The 23,494-nt window shown below is 58.2% G+C and carries 24 protein-coding genes; 9 read left to right on the plus strand and 15 right to left on the minus strand.

What is annotated here, in order from left to right:
- Positions 1 to 3 precede the first annotated feature (3 nt).
- Positions 4 to 957 (minus strand): Rpn family recombination-promoting nuclease/putative transposase, encoded by a 954-nt coding sequence (locus CDA56_RS00830; protein ID WP_032751828.1) that lies wholly within the window; start codon positions 955 to 957, stop codon positions 4 to 6.
- 209 nt (positions 958 to 1,166) lie between these two features.
- On the opposite strand from CDA56_RS00830, the gene CDA56_RS00835 reads away from it, so the two are divergent.
- Positions 1,167 to 1,460 (plus strand): YicS family protein, encoded by a 294-nt coding sequence (locus CDA56_RS00835; RefSeq protein ID WP_014227302.1) that lies wholly within the window; start codon positions 1,167 to 1,169, stop codon positions 1,458 to 1,460.
- Positions 1,461 to 1,483: 23 nt separating this feature from the next.
- Here CDA56_RS00835 and CDA56_RS00840 read toward each other — a convergent pair whose 3' ends face one another.
- Positions 1,484 to 2,425 (minus strand): LacI family DNA-binding transcriptional regulator, encoded by a 942-nt coding sequence (locus tag CDA56_RS00840; protein WP_025107585.1) that lies wholly within the window; start codon positions 2,423 to 2,425, stop codon positions 1,484 to 1,486.
- Between the two features lie 294 nt (positions 2,426 to 2,719).
- On the opposite strand from CDA56_RS00840, the gene CDA56_RS00845 reads away from it, so the two are divergent.
- The 4 genes from CDA56_RS00845 (at position 2,720) to CDA56_RS00860 (ending at position 6,386) form a co-directional block, all read left to right on the plus strand.
- On the plus strand, positions 2,720 to 3,031 hold the full coding sequence (locus CDA56_RS00845) for a PTS sugar transporter subunit IIB (protein ID WP_014227304.1): 312 nt from the start codon (positions 2,720 to 2,722) through the stop codon (positions 3,029 to 3,031).
- Between the two features lie 11 nt (positions 3,032 to 3,042).
- Entirely contained in the window at positions 3,043 to 4,368 is a 1,326-nt protein-coding gene (locus CDA56_RS00850; RefSeq protein WP_014227305.1) for a PTS sugar transporter subunit IIC, read from the plus strand.
- Positions 4,369 to 4,476: 108 nt separating this feature from the next.
- Positions 4,477 to 4,779, plus strand: a complete 303-nt coding sequence (locus CDA56_RS00855) for a PTS lactose/cellobiose transporter subunit IIA (RefSeq protein ID WP_004855598.1) — start codon at positions 4,477 to 4,479, stop codon at positions 4,777 to 4,779.
- A gap of 227 nt (positions 4,780 to 5,006) precedes the next feature.
- Positions 5,007 to 6,386 carry a carbohydrate porin gene (locus CDA56_RS00860; RefSeq protein ID WP_004855601.1) on the plus strand — a complete coding sequence of 460 codons (1,380 nt, stop codon included), beginning with the start codon at positions 5,007 to 5,009 and terminating at the stop codon, positions 6,384 to 6,386.
- Between the two features lie 190 nt (positions 6,387 to 6,576).
- On the opposite strand, the gene phnV is transcribed toward CDA56_RS00860, so the two are convergent.
- The 5 genes from phnV to phnR all read right to left on the minus strand — a co-directional run bounded on the left by phnV (position 6,577) and on the right by phnR (position 11,458).
- Complete coding sequence (phnV, locus tag CDA56_RS00865; protein ID WP_025107577.1) at positions 6,577 to 7,374, minus strand: 2-aminoethylphosphonate ABC transport system, membrane component PhnV; 798 nt, start codon at positions 7,372 to 7,374, stop codon at positions 6,577 to 6,579.
- 2 nt (positions 7,375 to 7,376) lie between these two features.
- Positions 7,377 to 8,237 carry a 2-aminoethylphosphonate ABC transporter permease subunit gene (gene phnU / locus CDA56_RS00870; RefSeq protein ID WP_004855607.1) on the minus strand — a complete coding sequence of 287 codons (861 nt, stop codon included), beginning with the start codon at positions 8,235 to 8,237 and terminating at the stop codon, positions 7,377 to 7,379.
- Complete coding sequence (gene phnT / locus CDA56_RS00875; RefSeq protein ID WP_103814435.1) at positions 8,237 to 9,349, minus strand: 2-aminoethylphosphonate ABC transport system ATP-binding subunit PhnT; 1,113 nt, start codon at positions 9,347 to 9,349, stop codon at positions 8,237 to 8,239. Before phnT ends, phnU begins: the two co-directional genes overlap by 1 nt.
- Positions 9,350 to 9,354: 5 nt before the next feature.
- On the minus strand, positions 9,355 to 10,368 hold the full coding sequence (gene phnS / locus CDA56_RS00880) for a 2-aminoethylphosphonate ABC transporter substrate-binding protein (RefSeq protein ID WP_103814433.1): 1,014 nt from the start codon (positions 10,366 to 10,368) through the stop codon (positions 9,355 to 9,357).
- A 370-nt stretch (positions 10,369 to 10,738) separates the two neighbouring features.
- The gene (gene phnR / locus CDA56_RS00890) at positions 10,739 to 11,458 is read right to left on the minus strand and encodes a phosphonate utilization transcriptional regulator PhnR (protein ID WP_009653851.1); all 720 of its coding nucleotides are present in this window, start codon (positions 11,456 to 11,458) and stop codon (positions 10,739 to 10,741) included.
- Positions 11,459 to 11,598: 140 nt separating this feature from the next.
- Between phnR and phnW the strand changes: the two genes are divergently transcribed.
- Both phnW and phnX read left to right on the plus strand, forming a co-directional pair.
- Positions 11,599 to 12,702 carry a 2-aminoethylphosphonate--pyruvate transaminase gene (phnW, locus tag CDA56_RS00895; protein WP_103814431.1) on the plus strand — a complete coding sequence of 368 codons (1,104 nt, stop codon included), beginning with the start codon at positions 11,599 to 11,601 and terminating at the stop codon, positions 12,700 to 12,702.
- 9 nt (positions 12,703 to 12,711) lie between these two features.
- Complete coding sequence (gene phnX, locus CDA56_RS00900) at positions 12,712 to 13,521, plus strand: phosphonoacetaldehyde hydrolase (protein WP_103814429.1); 810 nt, start codon at positions 12,712 to 12,714, stop codon at positions 13,519 to 13,521.
- A 32-nt stretch (positions 13,522 to 13,553) separates the two neighbouring features.
- Here the strand turns inward: phnX and nepI are convergent, their stop codons facing one another.
- Positions 13,554 to 14,735 carry a purine ribonucleoside efflux pump NepI gene (gene nepI, locus CDA56_RS00905; protein WP_014227312.1) on the minus strand — a complete coding sequence of 394 codons (1,182 nt, stop codon included), beginning with the start codon at positions 14,733 to 14,735 and terminating at the stop codon, positions 13,554 to 13,556.
- Between the two features lie 212 nt (positions 14,736 to 14,947).
- On the opposite strand from nepI, the gene CDA56_RS00910 reads away from it, so the two are divergent.
- Positions 14,948 to 15,307 (plus strand): type II toxin-antitoxin system RelE/ParE family toxin, encoded by a 360-nt coding sequence (locus CDA56_RS00910; RefSeq protein WP_025107572.1) that lies wholly within the window; start codon positions 14,948 to 14,950, stop codon positions 15,305 to 15,307.
- Positions 15,291 to 15,614: a helix-turn-helix domain-containing protein gene (locus tag CDA56_RS00915; protein WP_004126838.1), complete on the plus strand. Its 324-nt coding sequence runs from the start codon at positions 15,291 to 15,293 to the stop codon at positions 15,612 to 15,614. The genes CDA56_RS00910 and CDA56_RS00915 overlap by 17 nt, the downstream gene beginning before the upstream one ends.
- An 82-nt stretch (positions 15,615 to 15,696) precedes the next feature.
- Here CDA56_RS00915 and CDA56_RS00920 read toward each other — a convergent pair whose 3' ends face one another.
- The 7 genes from CDA56_RS00920 to ilvB form a co-directional block, all read right to left on the minus strand.
- Entirely contained in the window at positions 15,697 to 16,149 is a 453-nt protein-coding gene (locus CDA56_RS00920; protein ID WP_009653860.1) for a DUF1198 domain-containing protein, read from the minus strand.
- 177 nt (positions 16,150 to 16,326) lie between these two features.
- Positions 16,327 to 17,718: a hexose-6-phosphate:phosphate antiporter gene (uhpT, locus tag CDA56_RS00925; protein WP_004107098.1), complete on the minus strand. Its 1,392-nt coding sequence runs from the start codon at positions 17,716 to 17,718 to the stop codon at positions 16,327 to 16,329.
- Positions 17,719 to 17,863: 145 nt separating this feature from the next.
- Entirely contained in the window at positions 17,864 to 19,183 is a 1,320-nt protein-coding gene (gene uhpC, locus CDA56_RS00930) for an MFS transporter (RefSeq protein WP_032751824.1), read from the minus strand.
- A 9-nt stretch (positions 19,184 to 19,192) separates the two neighbouring features.
- On the minus strand, positions 19,193 to 20,674 hold the full coding sequence (gene uhpB, locus CDA56_RS00935) for a signal transduction histidine-protein kinase/phosphatase UhpB (protein ID WP_162097182.1): 1,482 nt from the start codon (positions 20,672 to 20,674) through the stop codon (positions 19,193 to 19,195).
- A 17-nt stretch (positions 20,675 to 20,691) separates the two neighbouring features.
- Complete coding sequence (gene uhpA, locus CDA56_RS00940; RefSeq protein WP_004107112.1) at positions 20,692 to 21,285, minus strand: response regulator transcription factor UhpA; 594 nt, start codon at positions 21,283 to 21,285, stop codon at positions 20,692 to 20,694.
- 182 nt (positions 21,286 to 21,467) lie between these two features.
- Entirely contained in the window at positions 21,468 to 21,758 is a 291-nt protein-coding gene (gene ilvN, locus CDA56_RS00945) for an acetolactate synthase small subunit (RefSeq protein ID WP_004855635.1), read from the minus strand.
- A 3-nt stretch (positions 21,759 to 21,761) separates the two neighbouring features.
- On the minus strand, positions 21,762 to 23,450 hold the full coding sequence (gene ilvB, locus CDA56_RS00950; protein WP_103814427.1) for an acetolactate synthase large subunit: 1,689 nt from the start codon (positions 23,448 to 23,450) through the stop codon (positions 21,762 to 21,764).
- Positions 23,451 to 23,494 lie beyond the last annotated feature (44 nt).

The following is a 23,494-nucleotide window of genomic DNA, read 5'->3' on the forward strand; positions in this document are numbered from 1 at the left end:
CGATTATCGGCCAGGAGATGCTGCGACCGGCGTTTGCAGCCTCTTCAGGTCGTCATCCGTCAGCTCGCAAGCCACCTGCACCAGCTCGCGCTCAAACCCCTGCTCCAGAAGTGAACGGGCAATACGCAACGCTTCTTCTAGTCTACCCTCTTGTTTACCTTCTAACTTGCCCTCCAACTTGCCTTCTTGTCTCCCTTCCTGCCGTAGCCTTTCCGCAATCGTCATGAGTACCTCCTTATGTTGAGGAACGCGCCGCTCGACCTCGTGAAGAAATTCACCAAAATGAGGCGCATCGCCGCACTGCAGCATGTAATTAAACAGCGCTTTCAACTGGCTGTCATTAGCGCAACCTTTAACCAACAGCTCGGCTAATCGCTCCACCAGGCCAAGTAAATCGCGCTGGCGAATATGCTTTTGAATCAGCTCCAGCAACGCCACGCGCCGGTGCTGCATAATGTCGTCATCCGGCACCACCGTAATATCCACCAGCGGGAAAGCGGCGGCATAAAGTCGTCGCGCTGTCTGCGTATCAGTAAACTCATCCAGCCAGCAAAGCGAGAAGGGATAGGGGCTTTTCGCGCCGTGATAAAACAGCATCGGCACCACCAGCGGCAACGTTTTATGCCCGGCATCCAGATGACGCTGCATCGCCGCCAGCGCGTAGCGCATCAGCCTGAAGGCCATATGCGCATCCGGCGTGCTCTGATGTTCAATCACCACATAGATATAGCCGTCACCGTCGCGGGTTTTCAGCGACCACAGTACGTCGGAGTAGCTGGCGCGCAAATCGGCCTCAATAAAGCTGCCGGACTCCAGCTTGAGCGTTTGCAGATTACACAGCTGGCGCAGCGAAGCGGGCAGATGAATCTCGATAAAATCCCTGGCGCACTCGGGATGCGATAAAAACTGTTTAAAAACCGCATCGTGTGGCGTCGAGGGGGTTCCTTTTTGCGTCATGGTCCGCCATCCCTGAAACGTAATGGCTGGAATATATCCGTCCCAAAAAGCGCAAACACCTGCGCATCAACGGCTTTGCTTGCCGCTACGAAAGATAAATTTCAGCGGCTGAAACAGACTCATTCTTATGGAAACCAGCGCGCAAAATGTTGGTTCAGGAATGCGTCTATAGTTAGAGGAACCCTTTAATAAAAATAAGGATATCCGTAATGAAGAGAATGAGTTTTGCGCTTTCGCTGGCAGCCAGTCTGATGTTCTCCAGCGTGGCGACAGCTGCACCGCTCTCCGGGCTGAAGTTTGAACAGCAAAAGCAGCAGATAGTGAAGGATGTGAGGAAAAATTGCCCTGCCAGCAGCGCGCTGGATGATACGCAGTTTGCTAACCGCGTGCTGGAATCAGCGGAAAATAAGACCGCCGTACAAAGCGCGACGCGGGCGCTGGATAAAAACAACAGCGCCGCTTATCAGAAGGCCATTAGCGGCATTCAGTGCCCAACGCCCTAGCACCGGGCGCGGAGGCGTCACCATTAGCGGTTCGGAATGATCAAATCTCCGCGCAGCGGGCTGCTAGCGAGCATTTGCGTCTTCTCGGTCAGCCAGTTGACTATCTGGCTGGCCATCGCGTCCATGGAATATTCAATCGCCGGAATCGTCGGAATACCGGGCAGCTGTAACGAGCCCGCCAGGCTGAACACCATGACTTTTTCCGGCACCGCGCGATTAAACGCCTGGAGCTGCGGCACCACCAGCTGCGCCTGCTGCTCGTTGGCAACCAATAACGCATTAAAATTCAGGGTGGTTGCGTTGTTCACCAGCTCCTGAACCGCCACGGACGGCGAATGGCTGTCGAGAAAAACCAGGTTGCGATTGAACGGCAGAAAATTCTTTTCCAGCGCGTGCTTGTAGCCCAGCAGAACCTGGTCAGCAAAGCCGTTAGCCTGAGGATGAATCAGCGCGATCTGCCGCCGCCCCTGGCTTATCAGATAGTTGCAGGCCGTTTCCGCCGCAAAGGCGTGGTCAAACTGAATGCTATTCGTTGCGTCGCTTTCCAGGCAGTCAATCAGCACTACGTCGGGCCGGTCGATATTGAGCGGAAACCGCGCGCCGATGATTAACACATTATCGCAGAGGCCGCAGGTCAACTCTTCCAGCGAATGGAGCACTCTGCCGCGGCTGTTGGCAAAACGCAGTAGCAGATGCATCTGGTGCTGGCTGAGCTGTTTTTCCAGCGCGTAGAGATAGCTGGTGGTTTGATTAATGTTGTCCTGGGCGCAAATGACGCCGATGCAGCCGGTGGTCTGACTCAGCAAAGATTGCGCGATCATATTCGGCCGGTAGTTAAGCGCTTCCGCCGCCTGCAATACCGCCTGTCGGCTGGCTTCCTTTACGCCGCGCGAACCACTCAACACCCGAGAGACTGTGGCTTTAGATACCCCAGCTAACCGTGATACATCGTTGATTGTAGACATTATTTTCCCCTGACAGGGCCAGTCCGATCCCTGTAAATCCTTAAACCTGAATCGCTTCAATAATAACCAGCGGCAGTATATCCGTTTCCCTTTTTATTTGGAAACCGATTTTCCGTTTCATGGAAAATCGTAGCAAAAACCAGGAAAATTTGTGAGCCAAATCTAATTAACACGTCCTTTGACTGACAGATCTTGACGGTTATCACAGTTCTGTTTTTTATAAATGGAAACCGGTTTCCGTCTGATATCAAATCATCCACGCAATAACTTTTTACATTTTGAGGACGATCGTCGATGTACAAGATTATGCTGTGCTGCTCTGCCGGAATGTCCACCAGCCTGTTGGTCAGAAAGATGGTTGATGCCGCGAAGGAACGTAACCTGCCGGTGCAGATTGACGCCTACGGAGTTTCCGAATTTGACATGCAGTTTCCGCAATACCAGGTGGTGCTTCTTGGACCACAGGTGAAATACATGCTGAAAAACTTAGCTGAGAAAGCCGCTCCCCTGAATATTCCGGTCCAGCCGATTAACGCCATGGATTACGGAATGCAGCGGGGAGACAACGTCCTGGATTATGCCCTGTCGCTGATTGAAGCGCATTAAGAGGTGTGCAAATGAGTTCTCTGTATCAGTCCATGATTGCCGCGATCGAGCAATCAATTACCCCGCTGGCAGGACGCCTTGGGCAGCAGAAATACGTTATCGCGATTCGCGATGGTTTCACTGCCGCATTGCCGTTTATGATCATCGGCTCATTCATGCTGGTATTTATCTTTCCGCCTTTTTCCCCGGATACCACTAACGGTTTCGCCCGCGGCTGGCTGGATTTCTCCCAGCAGTATCGCGAACAGCTGATGCTGCCGTTTAACCTCAGCATGGGCGTGATGACGTTCTTTATTTCGGTGGGGATCGGCGCCAGCCTGGGACGCCAGTTCCAGCTCGACCCGGTGATGTCCGGTCTGCTGGCGTTTATGGCTTTCTTACTGGTTGCCGCGCCGTACGCCGATGGCAAAATCTCCACCCAGTACCTCTCTGGTCAGGGTATTTTTACCGCCTTGATCACCGCCATCTATTCCACTCGCGTTTACGCCTGGCTAAAGCAGAACAACATTACGATTCGCCTGCCGAAAGAAGTGCCGACCGGCGTTGCGCGTTCGTTTGAAATCCTTATCCCGGTGCTGGTGGTGATCGCGACCCTGCATCCGCTGAATCTGTTTATCGAAGCGCAGACCGGTATGATCCTGCCGCAGGCGATTATGCATCTGCTGGAGCCTCTGGTTTCCGCCTCTGACTCCCTGCCGGCGATCCTGCTTTCCGTCCTGATGTGCCAGATCTTCTGGTTCGCCGGGATCCACGGCTCGCTGATCGTGACCGGCATTATGAACCCCTTCTGGATGGCCAACCTGTCGGCGAACCAGGCAGCGCTGGCGGCCGGTGCGGCTCTGCCGCATGTCTATCTGCAGGGTTTCTGGGACCACTACCTGCTGATTGGCGGCGTCGGCTCCACGCTTCCGCTGGCGTTCCTGCTGCTGCGTAGCCGCGTCACCCACCTGCGCACCATTGGCAAAATGGGTATCGTACCGAGCTTCTTTAATATCAATGAACCGATTCTGTTCGGCGCGCCGATTATCATGAACCCGATGATGTTTATCCCGTTCGTCTTTGTGCCGATGATTAACGCCGTTCTGGCTTACGGGGCGACGCGCCTCGGCTGGCTCAGCCAGGTCGTTTCGCTGACGCCGTGGACGACGCCGGCGCCTATCGGCGCATCATGGGCTGCAAACTGGACGCTAAGCCCGGTGGTGATGTGTTTAATTTGCATGGTGATGTCGGCGGTAATCTACCTGCCCTTCCTGCGCGCCTATGAACGCTCGTTAATGAAAACTGAAGTTGAAAAAGCAAAAGCCGCAGTGCCGGTTGCCGAAACGGTCAGCCAATAATTAATCTCTATATTTAATATTATATTTAAAATGACGGCATAAATAATGTGGAAAAGGGACTTTCACTGCATTATTTAAAGAATAAAGTTAATGACCTCAGGATCTATCATGATTGAATTAGAAGATGCGGTAATGGAAATTATCGTTAATGCGGGCCAGTCACGCTCATTATGTTTTGAAGCGCTCCATTGCGCCCGCAACGGTAATATAGATGAAGCGCGCTTGCTTCTGAATGAAGCCGATGGCTACGCCCGCCGGGCGCACCAGATGCAGACCCGGCTTATCGAGCAGGACGCTGGCGAAGCGCGCCAGCCGATGACGTTAATTATGGTCCATGCTCAGGATCACTTAATGAATTCACTGCTCGCCCGTGAATTTTCGGAAGAGTTAATTCATTTATACCAGCGTTAATTTATATCAATATTTAGCAACTGTACCCGAACTAAATATACCAGCTTATCCTGGCGGGATAGCTATTATCTAAATATATCCGTCATATTTCAAGCTGCATGTACGTTGGCTGCGCTCGCTTACCCGAATCACTTACCAAAGTAAGCTCATCGGGATTCACTCCCTTGCCGCCTTCCTGCAACTCGAACTATTTAGGATATATATAATTTATTAAAAGCGAGATAATGATGAAAACTGTAAAAATGCTGCCATTAACCATGGCGGTCGTCGCCGCGCTGTGCCCAATTTCCGTATTCGCACAAGAATTTACTCAAGAACAGATCGACGCCATTGTGGCGAAAGCCGTCGATAAAGCCCTGGCCGAACGCCAGGCGAAAATCGACGCCGCGGCTGATAAAAAAGTGGATGTTATCACCAACCCGCAGACCACCGCGGCCACGCCGGATATGGCGATCCCCTTCGGCCTGAAGTTCAGCGGCTACGCCCGCTACGGCGCGCAGTTCCAGACCGGCGATCAGAAGTTTGTCGGCGTGGATGGCTCCTATAACGGCGCTTCGGCGATCGGCCGTTTAGGCAACGAAGGCAACGGCGGCGAATTCCAGATAACCAAAGCCTTCAAGAGCAGTAAAGGCGCTATCTGGGATATCAACGTCATGTTTGACCACTGGAGCGATGAAGTTAACCTGAAAAAAGCCTACGTCGGCGTCACCAACGTGCTGGAGTCTAACCCCAACGCCTATATCTGGGCCGGCCGCGACTTCCATCAGCGCCCGCAACAGGGGATCAACGACTACTTCTGGATGAACCACGACGGCCAGGGCGCCGGGGTGAAGAACTTTGATATCGGCGGCGTGCAGTTTGACGTGGCGGGAGTGTCGCAGGTGGAGTCCTGTAGCCCGGAAGTGATGGCCGATGAGGCCAACCCGTCGCGCATCACCTGTACCGGCGGCTCCGGTACCGGCGATAACGGCCACTACGCCCTGACCACCAAAACCCACAACATCAAGGCCGGGCCGATCGACGTTGAGGTGTACGCCAACTACGGTTTCGATTCGAAAGCGGTGGACAGCGACGAACGTCTCGACGCCTGGCAGGGCGGGCTGGTGCTGAGCCACACCAACGACAGCGGCGTCAATAAAGTGATCCTGCGCTACTCCGATAACTCGGATAACAGCGTCTACAACAAAACCGATGACCTGACCGCGATTTACGCCAGCTTTGAAGGGCTGCATAAATTTACCCGGCAGGCGCAGATCGAATATCTGCTGGCCTTCCACGACTATGACAACGGCAAGGACAACACCGATAACCGTAAAAACTACGGCGCCATTGTCCGTCCGATGTACTTCTGGAACGATGTGCACTCCACCTGGCTGGAAGCGGGCTACCAGCGCGTCGATTACGACCAGGGCGGCGATAACCACGGCTGGAAGCTGACGCTGTCGCAGAACATCGCCATCGGTATGGGGCCGGAGTTCCGCCCGATGCTGCGCTTCTACGTGACCGGCGGCCAGGTGGATAACAAGCGCACCGCGAAGGTTAACGGCACCAAAGACGAGCAGCTGGATTCGCTGAACGTCGGCGGCATGTTTGAGGCGTGGTTCTAAGAGAGTGAAATCGCCCAGGGTCGCGGTGCCAGAGCCCGATCCGGGCTACCGCACTGTAGCCCGGCTAAGCGCAGCGCGAGCCGGGAAGAAGCCGCATCGATATATTCATCCCGGCGCATTCCCCGGGTTGCGGCGTAACGCCTTACCCGGGCTACCGCTGGCTTAGGTGATTTGCAAAAGTAACCGGAGATTACCTCTGGCTCATCCGGCGAGCGATGCGTTCAAGCTTAATCATCAGCAGCAACGTGACGCCCACCAGCACGATGGTCAGCGCCGAACCATCGGCAATATTGCCGCGATCGGTCAGGCTGAAAATCGTCACCGGCAGCGTTGTCCAGCCCGGCGGGTAGATCATCACCGTCGCGCCCAGCTCCCCCATCGACAGCGACAGGCTTAACGCCAGTGCCGAAATCATCCACGGCGTCATCAGCGGCAGCGTGACGTGGCGCAGACGATACCACGGCGATGCCCCGAGGCTGGAGGCGACGTTTTCAATATCAGCGGAAATCCGCGCCAGACCGGTGGAAACGTTGCTGAAGGTAAACGCGGAAATCAGCACGAAGTGCGCCGCCAGAACGATCCAAAAGGTGCCGTTCATCTGCAGCGGTCCCTGGCTGAAGGCCACCAGAATGCCAAGACCCACAGAAACGGATGGGATGGCGCTTGGCAGATAGAACATCAGCCCAAGGTATTTTTGCAGCTTCGCACCGTACTGCCGCAGGGACAGCGCAGCCCACATGCCGCACAGCAGAGCGAACAGGCTGGCGCAAAACCCGACCATCAGGCTGGAAAAGAGCGCATCCCACGCGGCGCCGCGAAACGCGTTAACAAAGTGTCCGAGGGTGAAGCCGGACGGCAGCAGGCCGTTCCACTGCTGGCTCAGGCTGGACATCAAAATCACCGCCAGCGGCAGGAAGAAAAACCCGGCAAACAGCGTCACCGCCAGCGCTCCCGCCGCCGTACGGCCTTTACGCGACCAAATCAACATCGTTAGCTCCTCACGCCGGTACGCGCGGCGGCCAGCCGATAGAGCATAAACAGCCCCAGCGACAGCAGAATATTAATCAGCGCAATCATGCAGGCGACGCTGTAGTCCGACTCGAGAATAGCCTTGCTGTAGACCATCATCGGTAGAGTATTTACCCCTTTGGCGCCGATAAACAGCACGATGCCGAACTCGTTGGTGGTCAACAGCAGACACAGGCTGCCGCCCGCCATTAGCGCCGGCAGCACCGCCGGAAAAATCACCTGGCCGATGACCCGCAGCGGATGCGCGCCGAGGATGCTCGCCGCTTCAAGCTGGCTTTTATCAATCTGCCGCAGCCCGGCCATCAGCGGGCGCATCACCAGAGGGGTGAAGACGGTCATTTCCGCCAGTATGACCCCCTGAATCGAATAGAGAAAATCCACCGGCGGCAGTTCAAAAGCAAATAGCGACATCAGCGTCCCGTTCAGCAGACCGGCGGAGCCGTAAATAAAGGTGAAAGCCAGGGTGATGAGAAAGGTCGGCAGCGCAATAAAGGTATCAATTATCCGGCTAATCAGCTGGCTACCGGGAAACGGGATAAACACCAGAATCAGCGCCAGCACGCTGCCGAGCAGCAGGCAGCCTGATGTCGCGATAACCGCGATTTGCAAGGTATTGAGCAATGCGCTGAGAAAGCGCCGGGACTCCACCACCTGCCAGAAGGTTTCAAGGCCCAGGTGGCCCTCGGTATCGCGCAGCGCCTGTTCGCCGATGAGCAGCAGCGGGTAGAAAAACAGGGTCGCCAGCACCAGCAGCGGCGGCAGCAGCCACAGTAAGGGCCGCAGATGAACAGAGCGGCGCGGGAGCGTTAAGATCTGCGACATTATGACACCTCAATCAGGACCGCATCGTTGGGTTCAAAATAGAGCGCCAGCCTGTCGCCCGCACGCGGCAGCGGATTCACGTGGGTCATCACGATACGCACCGCCTCCCCCGCCACGTCGCATAGCAGATGGGTCAAATCGCCCTGCCAGTGCACGGAGGTCAGGATGGCGTTCAGCCGGTTGCTGGTGGCCGATCGCGGCTCGAGACTCATATGCTGCGGGCGAATACACAGCAGCTTATTGTTGCCATGCTGGCCGCCGCGGCTGAACGCGGCGATCAATCCGCCGCCGCAGCTGACGCTGACCAGGCCAGGTCCCGCGGTATCTGTCAGCGCTGTCGCCTGCAGGATATTGGCACGCCCGAGAAACTCAGCGCTAAAACGATTAGGCGGATAGTGGTAAAGCTGATGGGTTTCGCCGTGGGCAATGAGCGAGCCGTCTTTCATGATGCCAATCTTGTCCGCCAGGGTCAGGGCTTCTGTCTGATCGTGGGTGACGTAGAGAATGGTCAGCTCCGGCAGTTCGCGGTGCAGACGGGCAATTTCCTCCACCATGTTGTGACGGATTTGCGCATCCAGCGCCGAGAGCGGCTCATCAAGCAGCAATACCCGCGGACGCACGGCGATGGCGCGGGCAATTGCGACGCGCTGCTGCTGGCCGCCGGAAAGCTGGTGCGGATAGCGGCTGGCGTAATCCGCCATGCCGACGATTTTCAGGGCTTCCTGAACCCGTTCAGCGATCTGCGCTTTGGGCTGCTTCTGCGCCCGCAGGCCGAAGGCGACGTTATCTTCTACCTTCATGTGCGGAAACAGGGCGTAGTTTTGAACCACCATACCAAGGCCGCGTTGATACGGCGGCAGGTGGGTGATATCCGTGTCGCCAAGCAAAATTCGACCACCGGCAGGCTGCACAAAACCGGCTATCGCCCGCAGCACCGTGGTTTTCCCGGAGCCCGAAGGGCCAATCAGCGCCAGCACCTCTCCGGGTTCAATGGTTAATGTCAGCGGCTTCAGCACCACGTTGCCGTGATAAGAAACGCGCAGCGCGTCGAGAGTAATTCCGGACGTCCCCGCCAGCGACGGGGTGGGGGCAACGGTCGTTTTCATTAACATCACGCTTACTCGCTGTCCGTCACTTTATGCCAGCGGGCAATATCCGCCGACAGCGAAACCGCAACGTCGTCCCAGTTGGGTTCCCAGCTTTTCACGCCGTCAAGCGCCGCTTTCGCCGCTTTAAAGTTAGCGTCTTCCGGCATCACGTCGCTGCGCACCGGCAGGCCCCAGGAGAGCGCGCTGACGCTGGACTGAGCGGACTTATCGAGCAGGAAGTTAATCAGCTTTTTACCGTTTTCGCCGTTCGGACCGTTCTGCACCAGGCCGATGGTATAGGGCAGCGCCAGCGCGCTGCGTTCGCCTTGCGCGTCCGCTGGCCAGAAGATTTGCACATTCGGATTACGCGCCATCTGCGACAGGTTCATTTGCAGATCGCCGTTAGCGATGTACAGCTCGCCTTTATTGACCAGCGCGGTCAACTTACCGGTGGAAGCAGACGGACCAACGTTATTGGCCTGGAGCTTACCGAGATAATCGAACCCCGCCTCTTTGCTCCCCATGCTGTGAAACGCCTGTAGCATGACCGCCGTACCGTCACCCGCCTGCCCCGGCGTCGAGTACTGCAGTTTGTTCCTGAAGCGGCTATCGAGCAACTCCTGCCAGCTGGCCGGTGCGGTTTTCAGCAGCTTACTGTTATAGATAAAGGTCAGATAGTTATTCACCAGCGGCGAGTAGCGGTCGTGTACGCCCGGGATCCGGGCGCTGTCCTGCGGCTGAAATTCGGCCAACAGCTGTTCTTTCGCGGCACGCTGGATAAACGGCGGCACCGTCACCAGCACATCGGCCTGAGGGTTGGTGCGCTCTTTTGCCAGGCGTTCAACAATCGCCCCGGAACCGCCTTCCACGTACTGCACCTTGATGCCCGTTGCTTTGGTGAAAGCGGCGAACTGGTGCTGGTACCAGCTGTTATCACCATCGTGCAGGCCGTCAGCGGAGTAAACCGTGACGATGCCATCTGCCCAGACCGGAGAGCTGGTCAGCGCGAACAGGGACAGCAGGGCAAGTCGGGAGAGTTTCATCGTATATGCCTCATCGGGTAGTTAGTCGTTCTGGTGTAGACCAGATTGTTTTCACGCTACCCGGGGTTTATGACAAAACGATGAATGAAGTGTGGCGAAAGGATGACGCCGGAGCAGAAGACTCCCTCCCGGAGGCGGCGCTTAACGCGCCTTTCCGGGCTACTCGTCCGCAGTCAGCGGTAAACCCGTAGCCCGGTCAGCGCAGCGCCACCGGGACGCCCGGCGCACACGCATTCAATACCTAGGCTTATCCCGGAGGCGGCGCTTGACGCGCCTGTCCGGGCTACCCGTCCGCAGACGGCGGTGAACCCGTAGCCCGGGTAAGGCGCCAGCCGCAACCCGGGAAAACGCTCGGGCAGGACCAATAAAATCAATGGGTATCGACTTCAATACGCAGGCTGTCGTGGCGCCAGTACTCGATATCGTAATCGAGAATTCGCCCGTGCTGATCGTAGTTGAGGCGGCGCAAGAGCAGCGCCGGCCGCCCTTCCATCACCCCCAGGGCTTCCGCGGCCTGGGGCGGCATTGAGGTGGGCCAGAACGACAGATGCATACTGGTATATATCAGGTCATAGTGGGTCTGATAAATTTCGGTCAGGCTGCCGTTTAAATCATGGCGCAGCAGCTCCGGAACCCTGGCCGGCAGGCAGTGATTTTCACAGTAGCAGATTGCCCGCCCGTCAGCATGGCGCAGTCGGGTGAGCAGGTAGATCTGGTCGAACGGCTGCAGCGCCAGCGGCGCCATAACGTCCAGCGGAACGGCGGCCAGACGACCGTCGAGCAGCACCGTTTTCGGCTCTCGTCCCTGTTCCAGGCACAGCTTGTGGAAGTTGGTATTCTGCGTCGGATCCAACCACAAGCGCTCCGGCGTAACAAACCAGCCGCGGCGGTCGGCGCGATAAATCACGCCGCTGGACTCAAGCTGCGCCAGGCTCTCACGCACCGTAATACGCGTGGTGTTGAACAGCGCGCACAGCTCGCGCTCGGACGGCAGCTTATCGCCGCTCTTCAACGCGCCGTTTTGAATACGCGCCTGAAGCTGCGCCTTGATCAGCAGATACTGTGGCGTCTCGCCAGAGGGTGATTTCATGTTCGCTCGCGGCCAAATTTGATGCGCTCATTATACATAACCAGATGAATTTTTTGTTGCAGCGCTACTTTCCCTTTGACCTTTTCGGGGCACGATCGTCATTATAAAAAACATCTGGTATAGACCAAATGGTGAAAACAATGACTTCGCGTAATTATCTGCTGCTGACGCCCGGACCGCTAACCACTTCCCGTACGGTAAAAGAGGCGATGCTGTTCGATAGCTGTACCTGGGACGACGACTACAATCTCGGCGTCGTTCAGGTCATTCGCCAACGGCTGGTGGAACTGGCGACGCCCGCTAACGGCTACACCTCAGTGCTGCTGCAAGGCAGCGGCAGCTACGCGGTTGAAGCGGTGCTCGGTAGCGCGATCGGCGCGCAGGGAAAAGTACTGATTATCAGCAACGGCGCCTACGGCGCGCGCATGATCGAGATGGCGAAACTGATGTGCATTGCGCACCATCCCTACGACTGCGGCGAAGTGGCGCGGCCGGACGCGGCGGCGATCGAACGGATCCTGCAAACCGACCCGGCGATCACCCATATCGCCATGGTGCATAGCGAAACCACGACCGGCATGCTCAACCCGATCGAAGAGGTCGCCGCGCTGGCGAAACGGTACGACAAACGCTACATCGTCGATGCCATGAGCAGCTTCGGCGGCATTCCCATGGACGTCGCCGCCCTGAATATCGATTATCTGATAAGCTCCGCCAACAAATGCATTCAGGGTGTGCCGGGCTTTGCCTTCGTCATTGCCCGGGAGGCGGAACTGGCAAACTGCCAGGGCCGCTCGCGCTCGCTGTCGCTGGATCTGTACGCCCAGTGGCGCTGCATGGAGGATAACCACGGCAAGTGGCGCTTCACCTCGCCGACCCATACCGTGCTGGCCTTTGCCCAGGCGCTGAAGGAGCTGGCGGAGGAAGGCGGCGTGCGCGCACGTCATCAGCGTTACAGCACGAACCAGCGCCGTCTGGTGGCGGGAATGCGTGCGCTAGGCTTTCAGCCGCTGCTCGACGATAGCCTGCACTCGCCGATCATCACCGCGTTTTACTCCCCGGATACGCCGCAGTATCGCTTTAAGGATTTCTATCAGCGGCTTAAAGAGCAGGGTTTCGTGATCTATCCGGGCAAGGTGTCGCAAAGCGACTGCTTCCGTATCGGCAACATCGGCGAAGTGTACGACGCCGACATCACCGCCCTGCTGGCGGCCATCAAAAACGCCATGTACTGGCAATGCTAAGGAACCGTCATGAACCGTATTAACGCCGTTATTCTTGATTGGGCAGGCACCACCGTCGACTTTGGCTCCTTCGCGCCGACGCAGATTTTCGTTGAGGCCTTTCGTCAGGCTTTTGCCGTGGAGATTACGCTCGAAGAAGCCAGGGTGCCGATGGGTCTCGGCAAATGGCAGCATATTGAAGCGCTGGGAAAACTGCCCGCCGTGGACGCCCGCTGGCAGGCGAAGTTTGGCCGGGCGATGAACGCTGCCGATATCGACGCGATCTATGCTGCTTTTATGCCGCTGCAGATTGCCAAAGTTGTCGATTTTTCTGCGCCGATAGCCGGGGTTGTCGGCACCATTGCCGCGCTGCGCGCCGAAGGCATAAAAATTGGCTCCTGTTCCGGCTATCCGCGTCCGGTGATGGAAAAGCTGGCGCCGGCCGCCGCCGCGCAGGGCTATGCGCCTGACCACTGGGTGGCGACGGACGACCTCGCCGTCGGGGGGCGGCCAGGCCCGTGGATGGCGTTACAGAACGTCATTGTCCTCGGCATCGACTCGGTAGCCCACTGCGTCAAGGTTGATGATTCCGCTCCCGGCATTACCGAAGGATTAAACGCCGGGATGTGGAGCGTGGGTCTGGCGGTTTCCGGTAACGAATTCGGCGCCAGCTGGGAGGAATATCAGCAGATGAGCGCCGAAGAGATCGCCGCCCGCCGCGAGCACGCCGCCGGGAAGCTGTACGCCGCCGGGGCGCACTATGTGGTGGATACGCTGGCGGATTTGCCGGGCGTGATTGCCGACATCAACCGTCGTCTGGCGCAGGGCGAACGCCCGTAGTTTTATTGACGATTCGCCTGACTGCGGCCCCATTACACTCGTACTTTCGTCGCCACCAGCAGGCCGGTCAGCAGCATCAACGTACCGGAGAGGACCAGCGGCGAGAGCAGACCAAGGTGATCCAGCGCCACGCCGCCAACCGCGGCGCCGCAGGTGTTGGCCAGCTGGATCACCGCCACCTGAATCGACCCGGCTTTCTCCGCCTGATCGGACAGGGAGCGGGTGATCCACGTTGACCAGCCAACCGGTATCAACGCGAAGGCAAAGCCCCAGATAACGGCAACCGTCGACGCCACGATTTTACTCTCCCCCCACAGCACCAGCACCGCCGCGCTGATGGCCAGCACCACCGGGGCAACCGCCAGCGCCGCTTTCACCGATCGTTTGAGCAGCATCGAAGAGAGCGAGGTGCCGACGAAGCTGGCAATGCCGAAGCTCAACAGCACCAGCGTCAGGCCGTCAACGTCAAAGCCCGCCAGCGTCATATACACCGGGCGAATATAGGTAAAGAAGGCGAACTGGCCGGCGAAGGCCATAAAAATGGCGCACATCCCGGCCATCACACCGGGGCGCTTTAGCAGGCCGAACATATTTTGCTGCGCCGAGGTGGACTCGCCCGGCAGAGACGGCAGCGCCTTCAGCACCCAAATCGTACAGACCACCCCCATCACCGCGGCGCCGTTAAAGACGTTACGCCAGCCGATAATCCCACCGAGGAAGCTGCCCAGCGGCGCGGCGATCACCAGCGCTATCGATACCGCGCCAAAAATAACCGACAGGGCTTTGGGCACCACGCGCATCGGCACAAGCCGCATGGTGAGCGACGCCGACATCGCCCAAAAGCCGCCCAGCGCCAGCCCGAGGCAGGCGCGGCCGAGCAGCAATAACGCAAAGCTGTTAGCAAAAGAGACCAGCAGGCAGGAAAGGGTCAGCAGAACCGAAAACAGAATCACCACGTAGCGGCGATCGGTACTGCGGATGATCGAGGTGATAAACAGGCTGGCGAACATCGCCACGAACGCCGTGGTGGTGACCGACTGTCCGGCAACCCCTTCAGAGATGCCTAAATCCTGCGCCATCGGTGTGAGCAGGCTTACCGGCAGGAACTCAACGGTAATCAGGCAGGCCACGCAGAAGGCCACCGCAAAAACCGCCGACCAGTTGGGTCGCGCCGCCTGATGAGCCTGTGGCGTAGAGGCATTCGAAGGAGTCATAAGTTACCTGCATGGTTGAACACGGGGAAGCCGCGCAGTGTAACATTTTAAATGTGACGAATTTAACGTTTTGACAACTTTTCAGACCTTGCAAAGCACCCGCGTAGCTGCTCGCATAACCGGAAAATCACGTTTTTAGGTATTTCAGAACAGTAAGAGGAAGAAATAACATAGCACTTGGTGCTATATTTATGGTTACAGGATGTCAGCCAATGCGTGTTTTTAAAACGAAATGGTTTACCAGGGAAGCCCGGGCCCATGCGATTGATGATGGCGAACTCTGCAAAGCGATTGAAGCCACTCTCCAGGGAAAAGCAGATAACCTTGGTGGCGGCGTTTACAAAAAACGCCTCAATAAAAATCGCGATCGCGCAATTATTCTGGCAAAGGGCGCTGAGCATTGGTTTTACACATTTTTATACGCCAAACAGGATATCGCCAATATCGATAACCGAGAACTCGCGGCGTTCCGTGAGTTAGCCAGGCATTATTCCCTTCTCAGCGAGGAGAAAATGGCGGCATTGGTTAAGAGAAAAGAATTGGTGGAGATTTGTCATGACTGCAAAAACTAAATTCAAAAGCCCCGCCTTTGAAGCTATCCATAGCGCTGCAGCAGGTTTATACAGTGTTGATGCGATCGCGCAGGAGACAATGCGCAGCTTTGATGAAACATGCATCAGCCGCGTAAGCGATTTCCAACCTGGTGAAATTAAGGCTCTACGTGACCAACTCAACGTCAGTCAGCCGGTTTTTGCCCGCTATCTGAACACCAGCGTTTCCACAGTCCAAAAATGGGAAAGCGGGGCAAAACGCCCCGGTGGGCTGGCACTGAAATTACTCACCATCGTGCAAAAACATGGGTTAGAGGTACTGGCATGATGGCTTTGTTGCGATGACTTATGCACCGGTGGCCCCGTCGGCGTGACGTTTAACGAAGCCAACAGCGCACCGGGAAGTGATATCAGTGCAGCCAGTGGACGCCATCCTCCGGTAAAAATAGCGCGTTATAGCGCTCCTGCAAAGCGTGCAGGTCGCTCACTTCCGGCTCCAGCTCGCGAAGAAAACCTTGTGCCAGGCGGATTTGCGCTTCGGTAATCGGCGCCGCGAGGCGGGACTTTTTCATCAACCGATACCAGTAGTGCAGGTTCTGCTCGCTGCCGTCGACGATAGCGACCTGCCAGATCAGCAGCACCTGCGCGGCATTTTGCAAATGCGCTTCATTCGGCCGCTCCAGGTAGCGCAGATACTCGTTGCCGGCGGTTTTTCCCAGCTGATCGATCATCGATTCCAGCGGTACCGGCGTAATGCCTAACCGTTCGCTCAGACGGCGAATCGCACGGCGTGAATCAGAGGTAAGTACCCGAAATCCCACAACAAATACCACTATCAGCGTGGCCAGTCCTAACCAGATCATGCATCCTCTCATTCAATCGCAGCCCCACTATCATAATGGGAAATTGCCCGCTGTCGACTGCCGGACGTACCAGAATGTGACTTATCGCGACACCGTCTCGCTATCATCAAACCGCCCGGCAAGAGGCATAAAAAAGCCCGGCGCAGGGGCCGGGCAACGTGACTCACACCCAATGACTCAGGCAGTCTGCAACGTTTGCGTCTTTTTCTGACGGCGGATTTTACGTTCCTCAAACACCGCGACGATGGCCATCAGGCAGATGCAGCCAATCGCCGCCGCATCCAGCGCCGCAAAGGTGCCCGCCCAGCCGGTGAGGCCGAAAATCGGCGTACCGTCGGCAATCATCCCGAGGCCGAGCTTGGCGAAGCTGTCGCCGATCAGATAGGCGAAGGTGCCCTTGATCCCGTCGGCAGCGCCAATCGCCTTTTTCGGCACGAAACCTACCGCGGCAACGCCGATCAGCAGCTGCGGGCCAAACACCAGGAAGCCCAGCGCAAACAGCGAGGCGAGATAAACGTACTGGTTACTGGCGTGCTGATAAACCCCCAGGGTGGCGATAATCAGCGCCAGCGCAATGCAGGCCACCAGCGCGCGACGACCGTTTGCCAGATCCGACAGCCAGCCCCACAGCAGCGTGCCGACCAGCGCGCCCACTTCAAACAGGGTAAAGCCCTGAATCGCCACCTCTTTGGAGAGCTTCAGCTCCTGGAAAGCGTAAACGGTGGACCACTGGTCGATACCGATGCGCACCACGTACAGGAAGATGTTGGAGAAGCACAGCAGCCAGATGACTTTGTTCTTCAGTACGTACTCGACGAAGATCTGCCATTTGGTCATGGCGTTCTCTTCCGTCTCTTTATCCTCTTCGCTGATCTCTTCGCCAAACAGCTCTTCGGCGTTACCGAGGCCGTAGGATTCCGGGGAGTCGCTGCCGAAGCGCAGGCCGATAAAACCGACGATCAGCGCGATAATCGACGGGAAGATAAACATCCCGATCACGTGGCCGTCGAACAGGTAGTTGGCGCCAAACAGCGCTACGCCCGCCGCGCCGGCGCCGCCGAGATTGTGAGAAATATTCCAGAAGCCGAGGAAGGTGCCGCGCTTACGGCGAGGCGTCCACTTGGTAATAGTCGAATAGCTGCATGAGCCGCCGGTGCTCTGGAAAAAGCCGCTCAGGGCGTAGAAGGCGATCATCAGGAACAGGCTGGTCGACCCCGCGCCCATGCTGGCGCTGAAGCCAAGCATACAGATGGCCGAAAGAATCAGCATAAACGGCAGAAACTGCTTGGTGTTCTTACCGTCTGCGTAGTAAGAAACCAGCGTTTTACCGACGCCGTAGGTGATTGAGAATCCGAGACCGATCATCCCCAGCTGCGTCATGCTCAGCCCGTAGGTGGAGATCATGTCGTTCTGCGCGATGTTAAAGTTTTTGCGGATCAGGTACATGGTCAGATAGCCGATGAAAACCACCAGATACGACTGCATGAACGGTTTGAACCACATTTTGCGCCGCGCTTCGAGCGGCAGGTCCAGGGTTGGCTTACGCACCTGGTTTAAGAAGGCCAGCATGATTGGGTGACTCCTGAGCTGATTTAGTACCTGCGAATGGCAGGCATTGTAAAAATCAGCCGGGAGACTCGCCTGAGACAGCGTCCAGGCGAAACCGGGAAAATTTCTTAGTTTTACGCCATTCGGCGAAGAAAGGTGAAGTGGGTCACGCTTCTCGCGGCGCCTGGGCGTTTAAAAACGGCAGCAGCAGCAGGGCGGAAATGCCGGCGGCAATGGCGATAACCACGAAAAAGCCGCTCCAGTGCCAGATTTCCATCACCTGCGCCAGCGGCCAGCCGGAGAGCGATGCGCCAAGATAGGCAAACAGGCCAACAAAGCCGGTTGCCGCCCCCGCCGCCTCTTTGTGCGAGCACTCCGCCGCCGCCATGCCGATCAGCATCTGTGGGCCAAAAACGAAAAAGCCGGTCGTGAAGAAGCAGGCCGCCTGCATCACGTAGCTGGCGAACGGCATCAGCCAGAGGCCACCCACCGACAGCAAAATACCGGCGGCGAAAATCAGGTTCATCGGCCCGCGGTTGCCGTTAAACAGTTTATCCGAGCCCCAGCCCGCCACCAGCGCGCCGATAAAGCCGCCCACCTCGAACATGGTGACCGCCGAATTCGCCGTGACCAGATCGACGCCGAGCGTTTCCGACATATACAGGTTGCCCCAGTCGTTAATCGCCGCGCGCACCACGTACACCAGCACGTAGCACAGCGAGAGCAGCCAGATATAGGGATTCAGCAGCACGTATTTGGTGAGGATCTCTTTACGAGTCAGGCCAGCCCCTTCCTGCTGCTGGGCAATCTCCAGCTCATCGTGCCGCCAGTCGCCCACGGCGGGCAGCCCTACCGCCTGCGGCCGGTCGCGCAGCCGCCAGCAGAGAAACAGTCCGGCGAGGATCGCCAGCATGCCGGCAATCATCATCCCCGTTCGCCAGCCGTAGTGCAGCGCCGCCGCGCCAACCACCATCGGGATCAGCGCCCCGCCGACGTTATGCGCCGTATTCCACAGCGCCCACCAGCCGCCGCGTTCGGTACGCGAATACCAGGTCGTCAGCAGACGGGCGCACACCGGCGAGCCCCAGCCCTGGAAGAAGGCGTTCAGCGCCCACAGCAGCGCGAAGGCCCACAGCGAAGTGGAAAAGCCAAACAGAATATTCACCACGCCGGTAGCGACCAGACCGATGCCCATAAAATAGCGGGCGTTAGAGCGGTCGCTGACGATACCGGAGAAAAATTTCGACAGCCCGTAGGTGATGTAGAACAGCGTTGCCAGCAGGCCGATATCGCTGCGCGTCAGCACGTTGCTGGCGAGGATTTCCGGCACGGCGGCGTTAAAGCTTTTACGCGTAAAATAAAACAGCGCATAGCCCAGCCAGATGGTCAGCAGAATATGCCGACGCCAGTAGCGGTAGCGCGCATCCAGCGCCGGTTTGTCGGTAATCGGCGGAGCATCGGGCGGGGATTTCAAAAAGGCAAACATCGTCGCTCCTCAGGCGTAGCGCAGCGGCAGGCTGACGCAGACGCGGGTGCCGTGGGTGCAGGAGATGGTTAAGGTGCCGCCCAGCGCGCTGACGCGCTCGCGCATGCCGGTCAGGCCGAAGCCCTGCTGACCGGAGCCCGGCGGCAGGCCGCAGCCGTCGTCCTCCAGCACCAGCATCAGCCGCTGCTCCTGCTGCCAGCCCTGCAGCGTGACGGCGCTGGCGCTGGCGTGTTTGACGATATTATTCAGCCCTTCCTGGCAGACGCGGAACAGGGTGACGCGCTGGTTTTCGCTCAGCAGCGACTCATCAATGCGCCACGCCAGATGGCTGACCATACCGCGGTCCTCCAGCTCCATTTCGCGCATCAGCGAACGCACCGCCTGTTCAAGCGTCAGGTCGTCCAGCTGGCGCGGGCGCAGGCGGCCCAGCAGACGGCGCACCGAATCATAGACGCCGAGCGAAAGCTGCTCAATCAGCTGGCCGCTCTGCCTGACGCTGGCGCTGTTGGGCGCCAGACGCTGGACGATCCCCGCCTGGGTGCGGATGGCGGTGATGGTCTGGCCGATATCATCGTGCAGCTCGCGGGCCACCTCGCGGCGCACGCTCTCTTCGGTTTCCAGCAGGCGTTCCGCCAGCCGCTGGTTACGCACCAGCTCGTTTTGCAGCGACTGATTCAGCTCGCGCAGCCGCTGAATGCCGGCGCCCAGCAGCAGGCCCGTCAGGCTTTGCGCCAGCAGCGAAAGCAGCAAATCCACCGGATGATCGTGCCAGCTCTGGCTGGCAATCAGCGCGATGGCGTTCATCAGGGTCGCGATCAGCGCGCCCTGCCAGCCGTAGTGCCAGGCCAGGGCGATAATCGGCAGCGCCAGGCAGAAGGGCGTAAATCGCGAGAGCTCGGCGGGCAGCCCCAGCTGGAGCCAGAGGCTGACGCTGAACAGCAGCAGATACCAGATAAGATGCCGCCCGCGCCAGTTTACCGGCTGCGAGACCAGCGATGGCCCCAGCGGCCGCCAGACGGTACTGGTAAGGTAGTGCCAGATAACCAGGCAGGTAGGCGCCAGCGTCAGGCCGCCGGTCAGGGTCAGCAGCAGCGCGTTCAGCCCCTCCTTGCCTTCCGGCAGCCACGGCAGCGACTGGAGCAGCGCAGCGGCGATCAGCGCCCCTCCCTGACGCAGCAGGGTGAGCCAGTCACGCTGCTGGCGATAGCGTGAGATCAGCGCCACCGGCAGCAGGGTCAACAGGCTTCCGGTCATCAATATTATCGGGTGCGCCAGCGCCACTTCCTGCGCCAGCCAGAAGATCAGCAGCCACTCAGCGCCCAGCAGAACCGGCCAGTAGCCGCGCGGACACTGCAGCATCAGGCCTAGACGCAGGCCAAAGGGGAAAAGCAGCACCGCAAGATCGGCACGCTCCACCAGGTGCAGGCTGATGCTCCACAGGCAAAACCACGCGGCGGAAAAGATAAAGCAACAGCCGATAACCGAGAGCAGCCGGGAGAGAAAGGCGTTCATTGCCAGCTATCGAACATGCGGCGCGCCAGCTCGACGTCGTTGCTGACGCCCAGCTTTTCCAGCAGATTGGCGCGATGAACGTGCACGGTTTTTGGCGACAGGCCCAGCTCGGCGGCAATCTCTTTTACCGCCATCCCCTGCGCCAGCTTTTCCGCCACCTCACGTTCGCGTTTGGTGAGCGGGTCCCGTCGCCCGGCCGCCAGCTTCATGGCGATATCCGGCGTCAGGTAGCAGCCGCCGGCCGCCACGGTGCGGACGGCGGCGATCAGCTCATCCGGGCTGCAGCGCTTGGAGAGAAAGCCGCGCGCGCCGGCGTTCAGCGCCTGCTCCACCAGCGCCGGGCTGTCGTGCACCGACAGCATCACGATCGCCATCCCTTTCGGCAGCTGGCTTAACAGCTCAAGCCCGGAGATATCCGGCATCGAGATATCGCAGATACAGACCTGCACGCCGCGGCCGGGCAGCCCCGCCAGCGCTTCGCGCCCGGAACCAAATTCGGCGACGACCTGAAAATCGGCTTCCAGCCCCAGCAGCTGGGCAAAGCCGGAGCGGACGATAAGATGATCGTCAATAAGGGCGATTGTGGTCATGGCGATTCCTGGGGAGGATAAAAAACGCGCTTACCTTAACGGTATAAACGTCATCCTTCAAGCTGCCTCTGTTCCCCCCAGTCACTGACTTCAGTCAGCTCCAGGGGGATTCTCAGAGTTGCCGCCCTGATGCGGCTTGAGTGATTTTGTTTATCGTGCGCAGCGGATCAAGCCGCGAGCGATTATTCGAAGAACACCGCGATTTTGCTGAACATAGAGGGATCGGACTGATTACGCACCACCTTCTCAACGTCTTCCAGCTTTTCGATCTGGCTAATCATCTGCCCGAGGCGCTGATCGTCGTTGACCAGTAGCCAGATGCGGCTCTGGTTGCTGTCCGGGATCGGCAGACAAAGAATGCCTTCCACGTTAAATGCGCGGCGGGCAAACAGGCCGCAAACGTGGGTCATCACGCCAGGATGGTTGCGCACGGTGAGCTGTAGAATAACGTTTTCATGAGTCGCTTGTTGCATGGCTTATTCCCCCACCATTTCAGTATTGGCCGCACCCGGCGGTACCATCGGATACACTTTTTCTTCGGCATCGATACGCACGTGGATCAGCGCCGGACCCGGGCGGTCGATAATCGCCTGCAGCGCCGCCTGCGGATCGGCTTCGTTATTTAAATCACAGGTTTGCAGACCAAAACCAGCGGCGATCTGCATAAAGTTGACCATGCCAGGATAGGTCGCGGCGAACACGCCCTGCTTATAGAACAGGCTCTGCTGCTGGTGAACCAGCCCCAGCGCTTCGTTATTCATCAGGATGATTTTTACGTCCAGCTGATTTTCCGCCGCGGTAGCCATTTCCTGAATGTTCATCATCAGGCTGCCGTCGCCGGAGAAGCAGATGACCTTGCGCTGCGGGTTAGCCAGCGCCGCGCCTATCGCGGCAGGCAGACCAAAGCCCATGGTGCCGAGGCCGCCGGAGGTCAGCCACTGGCGCGGACGGTTGAGCGGATACGCCTGCGCGACCCACATCTGGTGCTGGCCGACGTCGGTGGTCACGATTGCCTCATCGTCAACGCAGGCGGCAACGGCGTTAATCAGGCCATAGTGGGTAAGCGGGTCTTGCTCCTGCGGAATGGCGCAGGGGAACTCCCGCTGCAGATCGGCCACCAGCTGCAGCCATTCGCTGCGCGGCTGCGCCTCGACCTGCGGGATCAGCTGCGCCAGCACTTCGCCTACATCGCCCTGAATCGCCACGTGCGGCTGTTTGATTTTGCCCAGCTCAGAGCGGTCGATATCAACGTGGATAATTTTCGCGTTCGGGCAGAACTGCTCGGTTTTACCAATCGCCCGGTCATCAAAACGCGCGCCTAAAACAACCAATAAATCAGCCTCTTGCAAAATAAAATTGGTGCTGCGCGCGCCGTGCATCCCCAGCATGCCCAGCGACAGCGGATGCGCTTTCGGCAGCATCCCCAGCGCCATCAGGGTCTGGGTGGTTGGCAGGTTGGCTTTTTCCGCCAGCTGGCGAATGGGCTCAGGCGCGTTGATCACCCCACCGCCCAGATAGAGCACCGGACGCTGCGCGGCGTTAATCATCGCCGCCGCTTCACGCACGCTGGCGCTATCGAACGTCGGATGCGCCGTACGGGCGCCGGGTTCCGGCAGGGCGTCAAGCTCAATGGTCGCGGCCTGAACATCCTTAGGAATATCTATCCACACCGGCCCTGGTCGCCCGGACTGCGCGATGCGAAACGCGTCGCTTATCACCTGCGGCAGCTCAGCAATGTTGCGTACCAGATAGTTATGTTTCGTGATGGGGATAGAGATACCGTAGGTGTCGACTTCCTGGAAAGCGTCGGTGCCGATCATTGAGGCCGGAACCTGGCCGGTAATGCACACCAGCGGAATCGAATCCAGACGGGCGTCGGCGATAGCGGTGATCAGGTTAGTAGCTCCCGGGCCGCTACAGGCCATACACACCGCCGGTTTGCCCTCGGTGCGCGCCATGCCCTGGGCAATAAACCCCGCGCCCTGCTCGTGACGCGCCAGAATATGGCGGATCTGCGTGCTTTGGCTTAACGCATCGTAAATGGGAAGGATGGAGCCGCCCGGAATGCCGCTGACCGTGGTGATCCCCTGACGCTCCAGTAAATGAACGACTAACTGTGCGCCAGTGAAGCGCATTTTTTGTGATGTTGTGCCCGAACTTGCCATGCTCCAGTCCTTTTATTCTGGGCCGACTTACCGGGGGGCATGAA

The sequence above is a fragment of the Klebsiella michiganensis genome (assembly GCF_002925905.1).
Lineage (GTDB): Bacteria > Pseudomonadota > Gammaproteobacteria > Enterobacterales > Enterobacteriaceae > Klebsiella > Klebsiella michiganensis.

Bases quoted from the DNA above. Each gene is read 5' to 3' on its own strand.
- CDA56_RS00830 (WP_032751828.1), bottom strand. From the start codon at position 957: ATGACGCAAAAAGGAACCCCCTCGACGCCACACGATGCGGTTTTTAAA.
- CDA56_RS00835 (WP_014227302.1), top strand. From the start codon at position 1,167: ATGAAGAGAATGAGTTTTGCGCTTTCGCTGGCAGCCAGTCTGATGTTC.
- CDA56_RS00840 (WP_025107585.1), bottom strand. From the start codon at position 2,425: ATGTCTACAATCAACGATGTATCACGGTTAGCTGGGGTATCTAAAGCC.
- CDA56_RS00845 (WP_014227304.1), top strand. From the start codon at position 2,720: ATGTACAAGATTATGCTGTGCTGCTCTGCCGGAATGTCCACCAGCCTG.
- CDA56_RS00850 (WP_014227305.1), top strand. From the start codon at position 3,043: ATGAGTTCTCTGTATCAGTCCATGATTGCCGCGATCGAGCAATCAATT.
- CDA56_RS00855 (WP_004855598.1), top strand. From the start codon at position 4,477: ATGATTGAATTAGAAGATGCGGTAATGGAAATTATCGTTAATGCGGGC.
- CDA56_RS00860 (WP_004855601.1), top strand. From the start codon at position 5,007: ATGAAAACTGTAAAAATGCTGCCATTAACCATGGCGGTCGTCGCCGCG.
- phnV (WP_025107577.1), bottom strand. From the start codon at position 7,374: ATGTTGATTTGGTCGCGTAAAGGCCGTACGGCGGCGGGAGCGCTGGCG.
- phnU (WP_004855607.1), bottom strand. From the start codon at position 8,237: ATGTCGCAGATCTTAACGCTCCCGCGCCGCTCTGTTCATCTGCGGCCC.
- phnT (WP_103814435.1), bottom strand. From the start codon at position 9,349: ATGTTAATGAAAACGACCGTTGCCCCCACCCCGTCGCTGGCGGGGACG.
- phnS (WP_103814433.1), bottom strand. From the start codon at position 10,368: ATGAAACTCTCCCGACTTGCCCTGCTGTCCCTGTTCGCGCTGACCAGC.
- phnR (WP_009653851.1), bottom strand. From the start codon at position 11,458: ATGAAATCACCCTCTGGCGAGACGCCACAGTATCTGCTGATCAAGGCG.
- phnW (WP_103814431.1), top strand. From the start codon at position 11,599: ATGACTTCGCGTAATTATCTGCTGCTGACGCCCGGACCGCTAACCACT.
- phnX (WP_103814429.1), top strand. From the start codon at position 12,712: ATGAACCGTATTAACGCCGTTATTCTTGATTGGGCAGGCACCACCGTC.
- nepI (WP_014227312.1), bottom strand. From the start codon at position 14,735: ATGACTCCTTCGAATGCCTCTACGCCACAGGCTCATCAGGCGGCGCGA.
- CDA56_RS00910 (WP_025107572.1), top strand. From the start codon at position 14,948: ATGCGTGTTTTTAAAACGAAATGGTTTACCAGGGAAGCCCGGGCCCAT.
- CDA56_RS00915 (WP_004126838.1), top strand. From the start codon at position 15,291: ATGACTGCAAAAACTAAATTCAAAAGCCCCGCCTTTGAAGCTATCCAT.
- CDA56_RS00920 (WP_009653860.1), bottom strand. From the start codon at position 16,149: ATGATCTGGTTAGGACTGGCCACGCTGATAGTGGTATTTGTTGTGGGA.
- uhpT (WP_004107098.1), bottom strand. From the start codon at position 17,718: ATGCTGGCCTTCTTAAACCAGGTGCGTAAGCCAACCCTGGACCTGCCG.
- uhpC (WP_032751824.1), bottom strand. From the start codon at position 19,183: ATGTTTGCCTTTTTGAAATCCCCGCCCGATGCTCCGCCGATTACCGAC.
- uhpA (WP_004107112.1), bottom strand. From the start codon at position 21,285: ATGACCACAATCGCCCTTATTGACGATCATCTTATCGTCCGCTCCGGC.
- ilvN (WP_004855635.1), bottom strand. From the start codon at position 21,758: ATGCAACAAGCGACTCATGAAAACGTTATTCTACAGCTCACCGTGCGC.
- ilvB (WP_103814427.1), bottom strand. From the start codon at position 23,450: ATGGCAAGTTCGGGCACAACATCACAAAAAATGCGCTTCACTGGCGCA.